The organism is Halomonas sp. MCCC 1A13316 (genome assembly GCF_014931605.1).
Taxonomy (GTDB): Bacteria; Pseudomonadota; Gammaproteobacteria; order Pseudomonadales; family Halomonadaceae; genus Halomonas.
The window spans coordinates 3,162,486-3,178,157 of the sequence record NZ_CP053382.1; the positions used below are offsets into that span (position 1 = coordinate 3,162,486).

12 protein-coding genes and 1 pseudogene are annotated in these 15,672 nt (G+C 64.5%); 2 read left to right on the top strand and 11 right to left on the bottom strand.

Translation table 11 applies throughout. The annotated features are described in order from the left end of the window. Positions 1–24: 24 nt before the first annotated feature. On the top strand, positions 25–1,278 hold the full coding sequence (locus HNO52_RS14645; protein ID WP_197565991.1) for an alginate lyase family protein: 1,254 nt from the start codon (positions 25–27) through the stop codon (positions 1,276–1,278). Positions 1,279–1,342: 64 nt separating this feature from the next. On the opposite strand, the gene HNO52_RS14650 is transcribed toward HNO52_RS14645, so the two are convergent. From HNO52_RS14650 to HNO52_RS14700, 11 genes and pseudogenes are all read right to left on the bottom strand, one after another. Then, a complete protein-coding gene (locus tag HNO52_RS14650; protein WP_197565992.1) occupies positions 1,343–2,638 on the bottom strand; it encodes an adenylosuccinate synthase in 1,296 nt (431 codons plus the stop codon). 125 nt (positions 2,639–2,763) lie between these two features. Next, complete coding sequence (locus HNO52_RS14655) at positions 2,764–3,939, bottom strand: ATP phosphoribosyltransferase regulatory subunit (protein WP_197565993.1); 1,176 nt, start codon at positions 3,937–3,939, stop codon at positions 2,764–2,766. A 174-nt stretch (positions 3,940–4,113) separates the two neighbouring features. Next, positions 4,114–4,998: a protease modulator HflC gene (gene hflC / locus HNO52_RS14660; protein ID WP_197565994.1), complete on the bottom strand. Its 885-nt coding sequence runs from the start codon at positions 4,996–4,998 to the stop codon at positions 4,114–4,116. After that, a complete protein-coding gene (hflK, locus tag HNO52_RS14665; RefSeq protein WP_197565995.1) occupies positions 4,999–6,225 on the bottom strand; it encodes an FtsH protease activity modulator HflK in 1,227 nt (408 codons plus the stop codon). A gap of 147 nt (positions 6,226–6,372) precedes the next feature. Continuing rightward, positions 6,373–7,690 (bottom strand): annotated as a pseudogene (gene hflX / locus HNO52_RS14670) (ribosome rescue GTPase HflX). An 8-nt stretch (positions 7,691–7,698) separates the two neighbouring features. Next, on the bottom strand, positions 7,699–7,950 hold the full coding sequence (gene hfq / locus HNO52_RS14675) for an RNA chaperone Hfq (RefSeq protein WP_103968388.1): 252 nt from the start codon (positions 7,948–7,950) through the stop codon (positions 7,699–7,701). Between the two features lie 88 nt (positions 7,951–8,038). Continuing rightward, positions 8,039–8,977, bottom strand: a complete 939-nt coding sequence (miaA, locus tag HNO52_RS14680) for a tRNA (adenosine(37)-N6)-dimethylallyltransferase MiaA (RefSeq protein WP_197565996.1) — start codon at positions 8,975–8,977, stop codon at positions 8,039–8,041. 13 nt (positions 8,978–8,990) lie between these two features. After that, entirely contained in the window at positions 8,991–10,928 is a 1,938-nt protein-coding gene (gene mutL / locus HNO52_RS14685; RefSeq protein ID WP_197565997.1) for a DNA mismatch repair endonuclease MutL, read from the bottom strand. Beyond that, on the bottom strand, positions 10,925–12,409 hold the full coding sequence (locus HNO52_RS14690; RefSeq protein ID WP_232090314.1) for an N-acetylmuramoyl-L-alanine amidase: 1,485 nt from the start codon (positions 12,407–12,409) through the stop codon (positions 10,925–10,927). Before HNO52_RS14690 ends, mutL begins: the two co-directional genes overlap by 4 nt. Beyond that, positions 12,409–12,909: a tRNA (adenosine(37)-N6)-threonylcarbamoyltransferase complex ATPase subunit type 1 TsaE gene (gene tsaE, locus HNO52_RS14695; protein WP_197569247.1), complete on the bottom strand. Its 501-nt coding sequence runs from the start codon at positions 12,907–12,909 to the stop codon at positions 12,409–12,411. The genes HNO52_RS14690 and tsaE overlap by 1 nt, the downstream gene beginning before the upstream one ends. Then, positions 12,890–14,452 (bottom strand): NAD(P)H-hydrate dehydratase, encoded by a 1,563-nt coding sequence (locus tag HNO52_RS14700; protein ID WP_197565998.1) that lies wholly within the window; start codon positions 14,450–14,452, stop codon positions 12,890–12,892. Before HNO52_RS14700 ends, tsaE begins: the two co-directional genes overlap by 20 nt. 102 nt (positions 14,453–14,554) lie before the next feature. Between HNO52_RS14700 and queG the strand changes: the two genes are divergently transcribed. Next, positions 14,555–15,658 (top strand): tRNA epoxyqueuosine(34) reductase QueG, encoded by a 1,104-nt coding sequence (gene queG, locus HNO52_RS14705; RefSeq protein WP_197565999.1) that lies wholly within the window; start codon positions 14,555–14,557, stop codon positions 15,656–15,658. Positions 15,659–15,672: the final 14 nt, after the last annotated feature.

The following is a 15,672-nucleotide window of genomic DNA, read 5'->3' on the forward strand; positions in this document are numbered from 1 at the left end:
ATCGAAGCAGGAGGCTGACTTACAATGAGCTACCAAGGAAAGCACGCTCGCCAACGTACCGTTCCCTCATGGATCGCAGGTTCGCTGATCGCGACTCTGCTGGCGACCAGCGCCACGACCCAGGCCCTGACGCTGGAGGAGCGCCGGGAACTGGATCTCTCCGGTTACACGGTGCGCGACCCGGACGCATCCTATTTCGACATAGAGGAGCGCATGGCGCTGCTGCAGGAAACGAACAACAGCCTGTTGATGCAGCGTCGGGAGGAGCTTGCTAATTACGCCCCGAGCTGCCGCCAGCGGCTGGATATCCCCACCATTACCGAGAAAATGCGCATCCCCGGCTTCTACCCAACCCCCGATGACTGGAAGCTAGCCACCGAACCCCTGTTCAAATTCGAGGATACCGTGTCGGAACTTGCCGGCACCTATGTTGCCAGCGGCAACGAATATTACGCCGAATGCCTGGTGCAGTTCCTCGACAAGTGGGCCCAAGATGATGCCCTACTGGACTTCTATTATCACTGGAAGGAGCCCCAGGCCTGGTTCTCGCTGGAGTCGATGATCTTTGCTGCCGGCATGGCTTACTCCGTGGTCCGGCCGAATGTCGATGGCCTGGGTGAGGAAAAAGGCCGGGTAGAGGAGTGGCTCAACGAGCTGGCCAGTGTGCATTTGGAGATCGAAGGAGCCGAAAGCAGCTGCTGCAACAACCATTTCTATCGCCGCGCTCTCTATGCCTCCATGATCGGCGTTCTGACAGAAGACGACGACATGTTCCGCTTCGGTGTCAGTGCCATCTATTCCGCCCTTCACGACATGACCGAGGAGGGGGCCTTTCCGATGGAGATGGAGCGCGGCCGTCGCGCCACCCATTATCAGAACTATGCTCTGCTCTACCTTATCCCGATCATGGAGATCACGCATCGCCAAGGCTACGAGGTCTATGAAATGGAGGTTAATGGGAGGTCCATGCACGATGCGGTAGATTTCGCCATGGATATTCTCGAGGATCCTTCCGCGCTCGGCGATCTGGCTCCACGTGATCAGTACACGGGCTTTCTCAAGGACGACCAATACTTCGCCTGGATGGAGATGTATCGCGCTCGCTTCGAAGAATCGCGCTTCGACGATATCCTGGCGCCCATGCGGCCCATCTACAACCGCGGCGCCGGTGGCTACGCCACCTTGTATTTCATGGATACCGACGTGCAAAGCCACTTGGTGATCGACGACGAGGACAGACGCGAGACGCAGGCATTCGAAGGGCTGGCGCGTAACTGAGCTGCATGCGACAAGGCCGGCATCTGGTGCCGGCCTTTTTCCTTCTCGTCGTCCCCGCGCGTACTCAGCCCTCGAAAGGATTGCGCAGCACGATGGTCTCGTTGCGGTCGGGGCCGGTCGAGACGATGTCGATCGAGGTGCCCAACTTCTCCTCGAGGAAGCTGATGTAAGAACGAGCGTTGGCCGGCAAGTCCTCGATGCGCTTGGCGCCCAGGGTCGATTCGCTCCAGCCCGGCAGGTCCTCGTAGAGCGGCTCGACCGCCTCGTAGCCCTCGGAGTCGACCGGATTGTCGAGAACGTCGCCATCCTTGCTGCGATAGCCCACACAGACACGGATGTTCTCGAGCCCGTCGAGTACGTCGAGCTTGGTCAAGCAAATCCCCGAGACCGAATTGATCTGCACCGCATGGCGCAGGGCCACGGCATCGAACCAGCCACAACGGCGCGGGCGCCCGGTGGTGGCACCGAACTCATGGCCGCGCTCGGCCAGGTGGCGGCCATGCTCGTCGAACAGCTCGGTGGGAAACGGACCGGAACCGACCCGGGTGGTGTAAGCCTTGGTGATACCGAGCACGTAATCGAGATAGAGTGGCCCGACACCGGAGCCGGTGGCCGTCCCCCCGGCCGTCGTGTTGGAGCTGGTGACGAACGGATAGGTGCCATGGTCGATGTCGAGCAGCGAGCCCTGAGCCCCCTCGAAGAGAATGTTCTCGCCGGCGCGGCGCAGCTCGTGCACCAGGCTCACCGTATCACACACCATCGGGCGCAGTTCCTCGGCCATCGCCATGGCGCTGTCCAGTACTTCCTGGAAGTCGACCGCCTTCTCGCCGTGATAGTTGACCAGCACGAAGTTGTGATAGTCGAGTACCTCGCCCAGCTTGGAGGCGAAGCGCTCGCGGTGCAGCATGTCACCCAGACGCAGGCCACGCCGCGCCACCTTGTCTTCGTAGGCCGGGCCGATGCCGCGACCGGTGGTACCGATCTTGGCCACGCCGCGAGCCTTTTCCCGGGCCAGATCGAGGCGCACATGATACGGCAGGATCAGCGGACAGGCCGGAGACAAGCGCAGGCGCTCACGCACCGGCACACCCTTGTCCTCGAGTTCGCGAATCTCCTTGATCAGCGCCTCCGGTGACAACACCACACCATTGCCGATGACACAGGTCTTGTCCTGGCGCAGGACGCCCGAGGGGATCAGGTGCAGTACGGTCTTCTCGCCGTCGATGACCAGGGTATGCCCGGCATTGTGTCCGCCTTGGAAGCGCACCACCGCCGACGCGGATTCGGTCAGCAGGTCGACCACCTTGCCCTTGCCTTCGTCACCCCACTGTGTACCCAGTACGACTACGTTCTTGCCCATTGTGTCTCGTCTCTCGTGTCGGCGCCGCGTTCGTGCGCGTCCATGATCCGGCCCCGCGGGCCGCGCTCGTCTTCCGGCCCGCTGCCGGTATTGTCCAATTCAGGCCTCGGCCGATTCGCCAAGGCCTAGAGTGCCTCCGTTTGCCAGCGACCTTCGACCAGGACCAGCCGCAGGCTGCAGCGGTGCGCCTCGGGAGGCGTCGTCTGCCCCGGCAGGGCCTGCACGACCCGATGCCCGCCATCGCGCAGCGCCGTGATCGCTTCGGCCACCCCGTCTCCATCAGCAGGCGCCCAGATGCCGTCACTGGCCGGCTCGCTCTGTACCAGCGTAGCGAGCAGCTTCAGGTCCATGGAGAAACCGGTGGCGGGGCGTGCCCGACCAAAGGCCTGGCCGGTATCGTCATAGCGTCCGCCCTTGGCCAAGGCCTGGCCGTAGCCCGGCACGAACGCAGCAAACATCATCCCGGTGTGGTATTGGTAACCACGAAGTTCGGCCAAGTCGAAATAGAGCTCGACCTCGGGATGCTCTGCTGCAACTCCCTGATGCAGCGCCTTGAGTTGCGCCAAGGCCTCGCCCACTGCCGACGGAGCACCGGCAAAAGCTTCCCGCGCGCTGTCCAGTACTTCCGGCCCGCCATGCAGGCTACCAAGAGCCCGGAACATGTTCGCCAGCGCGGGATCGGACACGCTCGCCTCGACCTGCTCGGCCAAGGCGCCGGGTGACTTGAGCTCCAACGCTTCGAACAGCGCACGCTCCTGGTCGGGTTCCAATTCGGCCACCTGTACCAGGCTACGATAGATGCCGATGTGACCCAGTGCCAAGTGCAGCTCGACCGCGCCGGCTGCCTTGAGGCTCAAAAGCGCCAAGCGCAGAATCTCGAGATCCGCTTCCAGGCCGGCGTGGCCGAACAGCTCGACGCCGACCTGCACCGGGCTGCGCCCTCCCTGATGCTGGTCGGCCTTGGCCCGCAGCACGTTGGTGCAATAGCACAACCTGGCCGGCCCCTGGTGATGCATGGAGTGTGCGTCCATGCGCGCCACCTGCGGCGTCACGTCGGCACTCACCCCCATCAGGCGACCGGTGAGTTGATCGGTCAGCTTGAAGGTCTGCAGGTCCAGGTCGGTGCCGGTGCCGGTCAACAGGGAATCGAGGAATTCCACCGGGGGCGGCATCACCTGATCGTATCCCCAACGGTAATAGAGATCGAGCAGCGTCCGGCGCAACTCTTCCATGCGGCTCGCCTGGGGCGGCAGCACTTCATCCATGCCGTCGGGCAGCAGCCAGCGGTCAGCAATGGTCATGTCGTCAATCCTGCAAGGCGTTTGGGCGGGCAAAAAAGACTCAATGGCAAAAATGGCCCACAAAAAAACCGGGCCACGCCCGGTTGACGGATTCTATCACGTTTGACGGTCGGTTGAACCCCTGCCCCAAGCAAGGAAGCCGGCTCGCTCTTCTGCGGCCGGCCTCCCCCAGGCTTACTCCTCGCTCTGGTCTTCCGCGCTGCGCAGGTAGCGGAAGAAGTCGCTTGTCGGGTCGAGAACCAGCATGTCCCGCTCGCCGTCGAAGCTCTCACGGTAAGCCCCCAGGCTACGCCAGAAGCTGAAGAATTCAGGCGCCTGACCATAAGCTTCCGAGTAGATCTGTGCCGCCTCGGCATCACCTTCACCGCGCAGGGTCTCGGCCCGCTCCGAGGCCTGGGCCAGCAGTACCTGACGACGTCGGTCGGCGTTGGCGCGAATGCGCTCGGCTTCTTCCTGCCCCTGGGCTCGCCACTCGCGGGCCTCGCGCTCGCGTTCCGAACGCATGCGTTCGTAAACGGCGGCCGAAACGTCTTCGGGCAGGTCGATGCGTTTGACCCGTACGTCGTGGATTGCCACGCCCAGTTCTTCACGCAGCAACTCGTCGAGCTCCTGAGTCGGCCCCGACATCAGATCGTCGCGGCGCTCGGCGATGATCTGCTGCAGGTCCAGGCGCCCGAACTCGTTACGCAGGCTCTCGTCGACACGCGGCTGGATCAGGCGAACCGCCATCAGCTCGTCACCCGCCGTTGCCTCGTAGAAACGCGTGGGATTGATCACCTGCCACATGACGTAGGAGTCCACGATCACCGCCTTCTGCTCTTGCGTCAGGTAGCGGCTGGGATCGGTATCCAGGGTCCGCACCCGGATATCGAAGTTATGGACCGTCTGGGTGATCGGCACCTTGGCGTGCAGCCCTGGCTGGATGTCCTCCTGGACGACCTCGCCGAAACGCAGCTTGACGGCAAGCTCAGTCTCGTCGACCACATAGAGACTATTGCTGGCGAGCCAGGCCACGGCAGCCAGGCCGCCCACGATGATCAATGAACGATTGTTGATCATTTAGCGCCCCTCCCTGCGGATGCCACCGTTATTGCTGCTCTGTTGCGTCGAGGACGAGGTGCGCAGGCGTTCGAGCACGCGCGGGTCGAGTTCGCCACTTTCACCGCGATCCGCCTCGCCGGCGCCTTCGCCACTCGCTCCTCCGGGTCGCTGATCGAGGGGCAGGTACATGAGCGGCGCATCTTCACTCACGTCGACAAGCACTTTGGGCGTGCGTCCGAAGACGTCGGCCATGGCGTCGATGTAGAGGCGTTCGCGCATGATCTCCGGGGCATTGCGATACTGAACCAGCAGTGCGTTGAAGCGGTTGGCCTGACCCTGGGCCTCGGCCACCACCGACTCGCGATAACCCTGGCCCTGCTCGATCAGGCGCTGGGCCTGGCCTTGAGCCGTCGGGATGATGGCGTTGGCGTAGGCAATGCCTTCGTTGATGGTCCGCTGGCGATCCTCGCGGGCCCGTATCACATCGTCGAAGGCATCGATGACCGGGCCCGGCGCCGATGTCGACTCGATATTGATGGTTTGCAGGCTGATGCCGGTACCGTAGCTGTCCAGGTAGGATTGCAGGCGGCTCGCAACGGAGCTGCCGAGGATCTCGCGGCCGGATGTCAGGATATCGATCATCGCGGTGCCGCCGACCACGTGGCGCAGGGCACTATCCAGCGCATTCTCGATGGCCAGCTGGGGATTGCGCACGTTGAGCACGAAATCCTGCGGACTTGCCACCTGATACTGAGCCGAAATCTCCACCTCGACGATGTTCTCGTCGCGGGTCAGCATCGACTGGGTCTGGGTCAACGAACGCACACGGGTCACGTTGACCATACGCACGTCGTCGATCAGCGGCGGATTCCAGTGCAGGCCGGGGCCCACCACGTTCTGGAATTCACCGAAGCGCAGCACAACGCCACGTTCCGCCTGGTCGACCAGATAGAAGCCCATCGCCCCCCAGATACCCAAGGCAATGATGAGCAACAGACCGGGTAGCGCAAAGGTATTGCGAGGACGCCCCCCGCCCTTGCCGCCACGACCGCCGCCACCCTTGCCGCCGCGGCCACCGAGCATGTTGTTGAGCTTGTCCTGAAACTTCTTCAGGGCCTCGTCAAGGTCGGGTGGTCCCTGGTTGCCCCCACGATTACCACCGCCGCCGCCATTGCCACCGCCGCGCCGGCCCCCGCCACTCCAGGGGTCATGTTGGTTGCCGCCACCCGGCTCATTCCAAGCCATACGTCGTCTCCACTCTGCGTTACCCCCCGCCGGCGTCTCGATCGGCCGCATGGGGAAATCGGTTGCTATCCTGTAAAGACACCCGAGGGCGTCTGGTGCCGTTGTTGTCAGGGAAACCGGTCAAGCCGGCCAGGACAACCGCAGTTGTCAGGCATCCCATACCGGCCGCTGGTGCAGCTCGGACGGCAGGTAATCCTCCGCCCGCTCTCCCAACCGGGCCATCAACTGCAGAAAATCGCGGCGCGGCAAGCGCACCTCGAGCCGCACCTTTCCGCCCTCTTCGAAGTGTTCTTCTCGTACGGCACCAAGCTCGTGCAGGCCCGCCCTCAGGCGGCCCTGCTGCGGTGCCAGGCACACGCTGAAATCGATGACATCCTCGGCCAGGCATTCCGAGAGGGCCTGGCCGAGCAGCTCCAGTCCACGCCCATCGCGTGCCGACAGCCACACCACTTCGGGCCGGCCCTGTCCGTCACGCTCAATCCGTGGCGCACTGTCGAGCAGATCGATCTTGTTCATTACCTTGAGCATCGGCACATCGAGCGCGCCGATTTCGTCGAGTACGCCTTCGACCTGGGCCACATTGAGCTCGCGATCGGGATCGGCGGCATCGATCACGTGCACCAGCAGCGACGCCTCGGCCGCCTCCTGGAGCGTGGCCTGAAAGGCCTCCACCAGCTTGTGGGGAAGATGCCGGATGAATCCCACGGTATCTGCCAGCACCACCGAACCGACGTCGCTGACTTCCAGTCGCCGCAGAGTCGGGTCGAGCGTAGCGAACAACTGGTCGGCCGCATAGACCTCGGACGAGGTCAACGCGTTGAACAGGGTCGACTTGCCGGCATTGGTATAGCCAACCAAAGACACACTGGGGATCTCCGCCCGAGCCCGCGCACGACGGTTCTGACTGCGCTGGCTGCGCACCTTGTCGAGCCGCTTGTGGATTGCCTTGATGCGCGCCCGCAGCAGCCGGCGGTCGGTCTCTAGCTGCGTCTCACCGGGACCGCGCAGGCCGATACCGCCTTTCTGCCGCTCCAGGTGAGTCCAGCCACGTACCAGTCGGGTGGACATGTACTCCAGCTGGGCCAGCTCGACCTGCAGCTTGCCCTCGTGGGTACGCGCCCGCTGAGCGAAGATATCGAGTATCAGCCCTGTGCGGTCCAGCACCCGGCACTTGAGCTCCCGCTCCAGGTTGCGCTCCTGGGAAGGGCTCAGGCCATGGTTGAAGATGACGAGTTCGGCACCATGCACCTTCAGCGCCTCACGCAGTTCCTCCAGCTTGCCGCTGCCGATGAAGGTGCGCGAATCGGGCCGATGCCGGCTGCCGGTAAGCAGCATGGCCGGCTCGGCACCGGCGGAACGGACCAGTTCCAAGAACTCGCCCGGATCCTCGCGTTCGCGCTCGTCCCTGGAAATCGACATGGACCAGTACAGCCGTTTCGCCGGCATCGGGTCGTTCAAAAAACAATCAATACCTCACGCGTTGCTGTCCGGCTGAGCCGCAGGATCCTGCGGCGGTAGCCGCACATTGCGCGAAGGCACCACAGTGGAGATGGCGTGCTTGTAGACCATCTGACTGACGGTGTTGCGCAACAGGATCACGAACTGATCGAACGACTCGATCTGTCCCTGCAGCTTGATGCCGTTGACCAGGAAAATAGAAACCGGAATGCGCTCCTTGCGCAGGATGTTCAGGTACGGGTCTTGAAGGGACTGCCCTTTGGACATGTTACCTCTCCCTAAATCATTCTAATGTGGGGTGGAATTGTGTTCTTGCTCGGCTGGTCACCCGGCCACTCGAAGCCAACATCTTACGCTAAGAGCCCGATTCACGCACGAATTTCAGGACATCGTCCAACGCTGTCCGGCTCAGGCTATCGACCCAGTGTAGCCCCGGCCAACTGCGCAGCCAGGTCAGTTGACGCTTGGCCAACTGCCGGGTCGCCACGATCGTCCGGTGACGCAACTGCTCGAGATCACCCTGACCGTCGAGGTATTCCCATACCTGACGATAGCCCACGCTCTTCATCGACGGCAGCCTTGGATGCAGGTCTCGACGAGCCCTCAGCGTCTCGACTTCGGCGATGAGACCGGCATTCAGCATGACCTCGAAGCGTGCGGCGATCCGCTCATGCAAGACAACACGATCGAAAGGCGCGAGTCCTATCGACAGCACTTCCCAAGGGAAGGTTTCAGGTTGTTGCCGTTTCCATAGTTCGGTTAGCGTCGTGCCGCTGGACCGATATACCTCCAATGCCCGCATCAAACGCTGCGGATCGTTGGGGTGAATGCGCCGGGCCGACTCGGGGTCGACCCTGGCGAGTTCGGCATGCAGCCCGGCCAGGCCGCTTCCCTCGACCTCTCGTGCCAGCTCGGCACGTATCGCCGGGTCAGCCGCCGGCAGGTTGGCCACGCCCTCGAGTAAGCGTTTGGCGTACATCATGGTGCCCCCCACCAGCAGCGGGATTCGCCCGGCCGCGGTGATTCGCCGCATCTCGCGGCGTGCATCCTCACGGAAATCGGCCGCCGAGTAGGGCTCGGCCGGGTCGCGGATATCGATCAGCCGATGGGGAGCACGCGCCAACTCTTGCGGCGACGGCTTGGCGCTGCCGATATCCATGCCGCGGTAGACCATGGCTGAGTCCATGCTGATCAGCTCACAGTCGAGCCGCTCATGCAGGGCGATCGCCAGGTCGGTCTTGCCGGCGGCGGTCGGTCCCATCAGCAGAATGGCGAGAGGGCGTCGTGCAGACATCCGTGATGTTTCCTTACTGCCCGCGCAGGAACAGGCGATCGAGTTGCTTGAGTGACATCTCGGTCCAGGTGGGGCGACCATGGTTGCATTGGCCGCTACGCTCGGTGCGTTCCATGTCCCGTAGCAAGGCGTTCATCTCGGCTGTGGTCAGGCGCCGATTGGCGCGCACGCTCCCGTGGCAGGCCATGGTGGCCAGCAGCTCGTCGATGCGGGCCTTTAGACGGTCGGAACGGCCGTACCGCTCCAGGTCGCTCAGCATGTCGCGGATCAGCGGCTCGACATCGGCATCGGCCAGCAGCGCCGGCACCTGGCGCACCAGCAGGGTCTCGGGGCCAGCCACGTCGAGCTCGACCCCCAGGCGACTGAAGGCATCGCGCTCGGCTTCGGCGGTGGCCACCTCGGCATGGCTGGCCGCCATCGACACCGGCACCAGCAGCGGCTGCGCTTCCAGCGCCCCGCCATGCACCTGGTTTTTCATGCGCTCATAGACGATACGCTCGTGGGCGGCGTGCATGTCGATGATGATCATGCCCTGGGCCGTCTGCGAGAGGATGTAGATACCGTGCAGCTGGGCGATGGCAAATCCCAGCGGCGGCATCCCGCTGCCCTCTTCCGCTGCGGGCAATGCCGACGACTCCGCCACGGCCGAGCCTTCTCGCACCGGCTGCAGTGCCATGCCGCGCCCCGCTTCACCATCGGCAGGCTGGGGCGTGAGCAGGTGTTCCTCGTGTTCGGGATGCAGCGCGCGGTAGCCGCTCATGAAGGCGCGTACGCGATCGGCCGTGACTCGCTCCGCCTGATCGTTCGTCTCATGCATCCTGATGGGCTGCTGCTGCCAGCGTCCGGCAGGCTCATGCACCGCCCCATCGCTACCGGAACTCTCGGCAAAGCCCACCTCGTCATCGGCGCCGTCATCCTGCCCCCCCGGCCGCGCCTCGGCCAGCGCCCGGTGCAGGCTGGAGAAGAGAAAATCGTGGACCAGGCGGCCATCGCGAAAGCGTACCTCGTGCTTGGTTGGATGAACGTTGACATCCACTACCGCGGGGTCGACCTCCAGGTAAAGCACGAAAACCGGATGCCGCCCGTGGAAAAGCACATCGCGATAGGCCTGGCGAATGGCGTGCGCCACCAGCCGGTCACGTACCACGCGACCATTGACAAAGAAGTACTGTTGGTCGGCCTGGGCGCGGGAGTGTGTCGGTAGGCCGACCCAGCCCCACAGACGCAGGCCGCCCGCTTCCAGATCGAGATGCAGGGCGTTATCGAGGAAGCCCTTGCCCAACAGTGCAGCGATGCGCCGCTCGCGGCGAGCGGCGTCATCACCCGCCGACAGCTGGTGCACGGTCTTCTGGTTGTGACGTAGCACCCAGCCAATGTCATAGCGCGACAGCGCGAGACGACGGAAAGCTTCCTCCACGTGACCGTACTCGGTCTTCTCGGTGCGCAGGAACTTGCGCCGTGCCGGGGTGTTGAAGAACAGGTCGCGTACTGTGACAGAAGTGCCCCGCGGATGCGGTGCCGGGCTGACGCGGGGCTCCATCTGGCGCCCTTCGGCCACCACGCGCCAGCCGCTGCGCGGATCGTCCTCGACGTTGGCGACGAGCTCGAGGCGCGAGACCGAGCTTATGGACGCTAGCGCCTCGCCGCGAAAACCGAGGCTGGCCACTCCCTCGAGATCCTCCAGCGAGGCGATCTTGCTGGTGGCATGGCGCGACAAGGCCAGCGGCAGGTCGTCCTCGGCGATCCCGCTGCCGTCGTCGCGCACGCGAATCAGCCGCGCCCCGCCTGACTCCAGTTCCACCTCGATACGGGTGCTGCCGGCATCGATGGCGTTCTCGACCAGTTCCTTGACCACCGACGCAGGGCGCTCCACCACCTCGCCGGCGGCGATCTGGTTGGCGAGCCTGGGGTCGAGAACGCGTATGCGCCGGGTTTCGTCGACTACCGTCATGAGCGGGGAATCCGTAGTACCTGTCCGACGCGGATCACGTCGCCATTGAGTTCGTTGGCCTGCTTGAGCTGGGCCACCGGTACGCCGTGCCGTGCGGCGATCTGCGACAGGGTATCGCCCGGCTGGATACGGTACTCGTTGCCGGAGGGCGTACGCTGGTTGTCACGCTGCCAGGCCAGCAGGCTGGCCGGCGGCGGGTTACTGTGGAAGTGCGCCTGTATACCCTCGAAAATGGACTCGGACATTCGCTGCTGATGGCCCGAGTCGCTCAGACGACGCTCTTCGTCGGGGTTGGAGATGAAGCCCGTCTCGATCAGCAGCGAGGGGATATCGGGCGACTTCAGGACCATGAAGCCGGCCTGTTCGACCCGCGACTTGTGCAGGCGATTGACGCGCCCCAGCTGGTCGAGCACCTGCCCACCGATGGCCAAGGAGTCGTTGAGTGTGGCGGTCATGGTCAGGTCGAGCAGCACGCCACGCAGTACCTCGTCCTTGTCGTTGAGCGATAGATTGCCATCCACGCCACCGATCAAGTCGGCCTGGTTCTCGCTCGCCGCCAGCCATTGGGCGGTTTCCGAGGTAGCGCCACGCTGGGACAGCGCGTAGACGGAGCTGCCGTTGGGTCGTGGGCTATTAAAGGCGTCGGCATGGATCGAGACGAAGAAATCGGCCTTCTGCTCGCGCGCGATTCGGGTTCGCTGGCGCAGCCCGACGTAGTAATCGTCGTCGCGAATCATCACCGCTCGGAAGCCCTCGGTATCATCGATCAGGCGCTGCAGGCGTCGGGCGATCTCCAGTACCACGTCCTTCTCCCGCGTACCGCTGGGACCGATGGCACCTGGATCCTCGCCGCCATGGCCGGCGTCGACGGCAATGATGATATTGCGGCGAGGATGCGGCGCCGCAGGCTGCTGTGCCACCACCTCTGGGTCGATGCGGGAAGATTCGCCGGCAGCCTCTCCGCGGTGTCGATTGGCGGCGATCTCCTGTTCGCGGATCATCGCCTCGATCGGGTCGATGGGGTTCTGCACCGCGCTCTCGCCGGGGTACTCCATGTCGACCACCAGGCGATGGCCGTACTGCTCGTTGGGCGGCAAGGTAAAATGGCGCGGCTCCACTTCGCGCGATAGATCGAGTACTACGCGCAGGCCGCCGCCGTCGCGAACCCCGCTGCGTACCGCGGTGATGGCGCTGCCTTCAAGCTCCATGCTCGCGAGGTCGGTATCGAGTCTACTCTGGTCGAGGTCGATCACCAGCCGCCGCGGGTTGTCCAGCGTGAAAATGTTGGCCTCGGCATGGTCGGAGAGATCGAACACCAGCCGTGCATGATCCGGCGCCGCCCACAGGCGAATATTATCCACCTGAGCTGCCTGGGCGGGTACGGCGGGTACAGCCAGAGCAGTCAGCAACGTCCAGGCCAGCAGCAGGTGGCAGCGGACCGCTCGCCCGACAGGACCGATGGGCAGATATCGCGTACTCATCACGGTGTTTCACGCTCTCCGTCGCTGATCATGTCGGCAAGAGTGGCATCCCGCGCCAGTGCCTCGAGCACCGACCGGCCATGCTCGGTATGGGCCTCGAGCCAGGCCGATCGGCCGTTACCAGCGAGTGACAAGGCTACCGTCAGGTCGGGCGTCGGCAGCCAGCCTTCGCCTCGGCTGGGCCACTCGACGATGCACAGGGCATCGTCGGCGAACAGGTCGCGCCCACCGATGAACTCCAGCTCCTCGGGATTGCCCAGGCGGTAGAGATCGAAGTGATAGACCCTCCCTCCTTGCGATTCGTAGGGCTCGACCAGCGTGTAGGTGGGGCTCTTGACCGCTCCGGCATGGCCGTGGGCACGCAGGATGCCACGGGTGAGCGTCGTCTTGCCCGCGCCCAGCTCGCCCTCGAGATAGATGCGTCCTCGCCCCTTCAGGGCTCGGCCCAGGCACTGCCCGAAGACTACCTGACGGTCTTCGTCATCGAGTCTTATGCGCATCATGGCCCCCTGCAAGCGAATGAAACCCCGGCTCGAATCCAGGGTTGACGATAACTCGGGCATAGGATGCCAGATCGGCAGCCAGCAGACCACGCTCCCCCGCGTCGCGTACCGCCATGTCGGCCGCCAAGGCATGAATCATGACACCGAGCCTTGCCGCCGTTTCCAGCGGTAGACCTTGAGCCAGCAGCGAGCCGAGAATGCCGGTGAGAACGTCGCCCATACCCCCCGAGGCCATGCCCGGGTTGCCATAAGGGCACACTGCCATGCCATCCGGGCCCGCCACCAGGCTGCCGGCGCCCTTGAGTATCGCCACGCCGCCATAGCGCTGCTGCAACTCGCGCACCGCCGCGGGCCGGTCGGCTTCCACTTCCGCCGCACTCAAGCCCAGCAGGCGACCCGCCTCGCCTGGGTGGGGCGTCAGGATCCAGTCGTCACGTCGCTGGCCGCTAAAATGCGAGGCCAGCAGGTTGAGGCCATCGGCATCCACCACCAGCGGTCCGGACTCAGCCAGCGCCGCCTGCAGCATGCCCTGCCCCCAGGCGTCCTGCCCCAGCCCGGGCCCGATCACAATGACATCAGCCTTGCCGGGCAGGTCGCCAAGCTCGGCGGCGCCGCGCAGGCCGTGCACCATCACCTCGGGGCGGTAGGTCAGGCAGGCGGTGACATGCTCGGGTGCCGTGGCAAGGCTGACCTTGCCGGCTCCCAGGCGCGCCGCCGCCTCGCTGGCCAGCAGTGCCGCGCCGCCGAAGCCCGGCGCACCGCCAAGCACCAGCACGTGCCCCATGGCCCCCTTGTGGGCATCGCGACTGCGCGGTGGCAACCATACTCTCAGCAGATCCTGATCGAGCAGTTCCGCAGCCGGCGCCAAGTCGGCATGACTGCGCGCATCGACGCCCAAGGCGCGAAAGTGAACCTCGCCGGTCAGCGCCGGTGCGCGACCGGTATGCAGGCCGATCTTGTCGCCGATGAAAGTGACCGTGCGCGTGGCACGCACCGCCATGCCGAGCTCGGCGCCGGTATCGGCGGCGAGTCCGGAGGGAATGTCGATGGCCAGTACCGGCAGACCGCAAGCATTGACTGCTTCGATGGCGTTGCGGAATTCGCCCCGAACCTCCCCGCCCAATCCAGTGCCGAGCAGCGCATCGACGACCACTTCGCCGGAAAAAGCGATTCCCTTGGACCAGGGCTCCAGGCCGACGCCCGCCGCCGTGGCCATCTCGGCGGCGCGCGCCGCGTCGCCTTCCAATGCCGATATCGGCTTGAGCGTGATGCGCTGGACCTCGACCCCGGCGACAGACGCCAGCGCGGCCAGAACATGGCCGTCACCGCCATTATTGCCACCGCCACACAGCACCGTGATCCGCTTCACGCCGGGCCAGCGTGACTTGAGACTTTGCCACGCCGCCGTGGCGGCCCGCTGCATCAGCGCGAAGCCTTCGATCCCGGCGGCGATGGTGCGTCGATCGAGTTCGCGCACCTGCTTGGCCCGATAGAGCGGGCGCAGCACGACCTGTGGTTCCTCGGAACGATTCCCGGACATCCAGTGTCTCCCCTGCCAGCATTGCTTTATCATTGGGAGTGTAAGCGCCGTGGCGCGCTCGCCAATCCCCCCGCTGTGTATTTGCCCGGTTTTTTCTCGATCATGCCCCATCCCGCGACCCTGGACGACAACGAGCTGGCCGAGTTGGCCACGACCATCAAGACCTGGGGCCGCGAGCTTGGCTTTCAGCAGGTGGGTATTGCCGATATCGACCTGGCCGAAGACGAGCGCCACCTGCAGCGCTGGCTCGACGCCGGCTACCAGGGCGAAATGGGGTTCATGGCCAAGCACGGCACCAAGCGCACACGGCCGAAAGAGCTCCTCCCCGGGACGCTGCGTGTCGTCAGCGTGCGCCTGGATTACCTGCCCGCCGAGGTCGAAAGCGCCAAAGTACTGGGCCAACCGGAAACCGCCTATGTCTCACGCTATGCGGTGGGCCGCGATTACCACAAGCTGATGCGCAAGCGGCTGGCGACACTGGCCCAGTGGATCGAGGAAAAGGCCGGCCCCTTCGGCTATCGCGCCTTCGTCGATTCGGCACCCGTCATGGAACGCGCCCTGGCGCGCAAGGCTGGGCTCGGCTGGGTGGGCAAGAACGCCATGTTGCTCAACCCCCGAGCTGGCTCGCTGTTCTTCCTCGGCGAACTTTATGTCGACCTGCCGCTGCCCGTCGATCCTCCCTTCGAGGCCGAACACTGTGGCAGCTGCAGCGCCTGTCGCACGGCCTGCCCCACCGACGCCATCGTCGAGGACAAGGTGGTCGACGCCCGCGCCTGCATCTCCTACCTCACCATCGAACTGTTCGGCAGCATCCCCGAGCGCTTCCGCGAGGCCATGGGCAACCGCGTGTTCGGCTGCGACGACTGCCAACTGGTCTGCCCCTTCACTCGCTTCGCCCGCGCTACGGCAGAGGACGACTTCGCCCCACGCCACGACCTCGACCGCGCCAGCCTGGTGTCGTTGTTCGGCTGGGGCGAGGATGAGTTCCTCGACAAGACCGCCGGCAGCCCGATACGGCGCATCGGCTACGAACGCTGGCTGCGCAACCTGGCGGTGGGCCTGGGCAACGCGCCCTGGAGTGAGGCGGTGGTGGCCGCCTTGCACGCTCGCCTCGCCTACCCCTCCGATCTAGTGCGCGAGCACGTGCGCTGGGCGCTCGAGCGGCAGCGCGAGAAGCGTGGCAGGCTGATTGCTAGCCAAGCCTAGCGACACACGAGTTG

Bases quoted from the DNA above. Each gene is read 5' to 3' on its own strand.
- HNO52_RS14700 (WP_197565998.1), bottom strand. From the start codon at position 14,452: ATGTCCGGGAATCGTTCCGAGGAACCACAGGTCGTGCTGCGCCCGCTC.
- hfq (WP_103968388.1), bottom strand. From the start codon at position 7,950: ATGTCCAAAGGGCAGTCCCTTCAAGACCCGTACCTGAACATCCTGCGC.
- queG (WP_197565999.1), top strand. From the start codon at position 14,555: ATGCCCCATCCCGCGACCCTGGACGACAACGAGCTGGCCGAGTTGGCC.
- HNO52_RS14655 (WP_197565993.1), bottom strand. From the start codon at position 3,939: ATGACCATTGCTGACCGCTGGCTGCTGCCCGACGGCATGGATGAAGTG.
- hflK (WP_197565995.1), bottom strand. From the start codon at position 6,225: ATGGCTTGGAATGAGCCGGGTGGCGGCAACCAACATGACCCCTGGAGT.
- HNO52_RS14690 (WP_232090314.1), bottom strand. From the start codon at position 12,409: ATGAGTACGCGATATCTGCCCATCGGTCCTGTCGGGCGAGCGGTCCGC.
- hflC (WP_197565994.1), bottom strand. From the start codon at position 4,998: ATGATCAACAATCGTTCATTGATCATCGTGGGCGGCCTGGCTGCCGTG.
- HNO52_RS14650 (WP_197565992.1), bottom strand. From the start codon at position 2,638: ATGGGCAAGAACGTAGTCGTACTGGGTACACAGTGGGGTGACGAAGGC.
- HNO52_RS14645 (WP_197565991.1), top strand. From the start codon at position 25: ATGAGCTACCAAGGAAAGCACGCTCGCCAACGTACCGTTCCCTCATGG.
- tsaE (WP_197569247.1), bottom strand. From the start codon at position 12,909: ATGCGCATAAGACTCGATGACGAAGACCGTCAGGTAGTCTTCGGGCAG.
- mutL (WP_197565997.1), bottom strand. From the start codon at position 10,928: ATGACGGTAGTCGACGAAACCCGGCGCATACGCGTTCTCGACCCCAGG.
- miaA (WP_197565996.1), bottom strand. From the start codon at position 8,977: ATGTCTGCACGACGCCCTCTCGCCATTCTGCTGATGGGACCGACCGCC.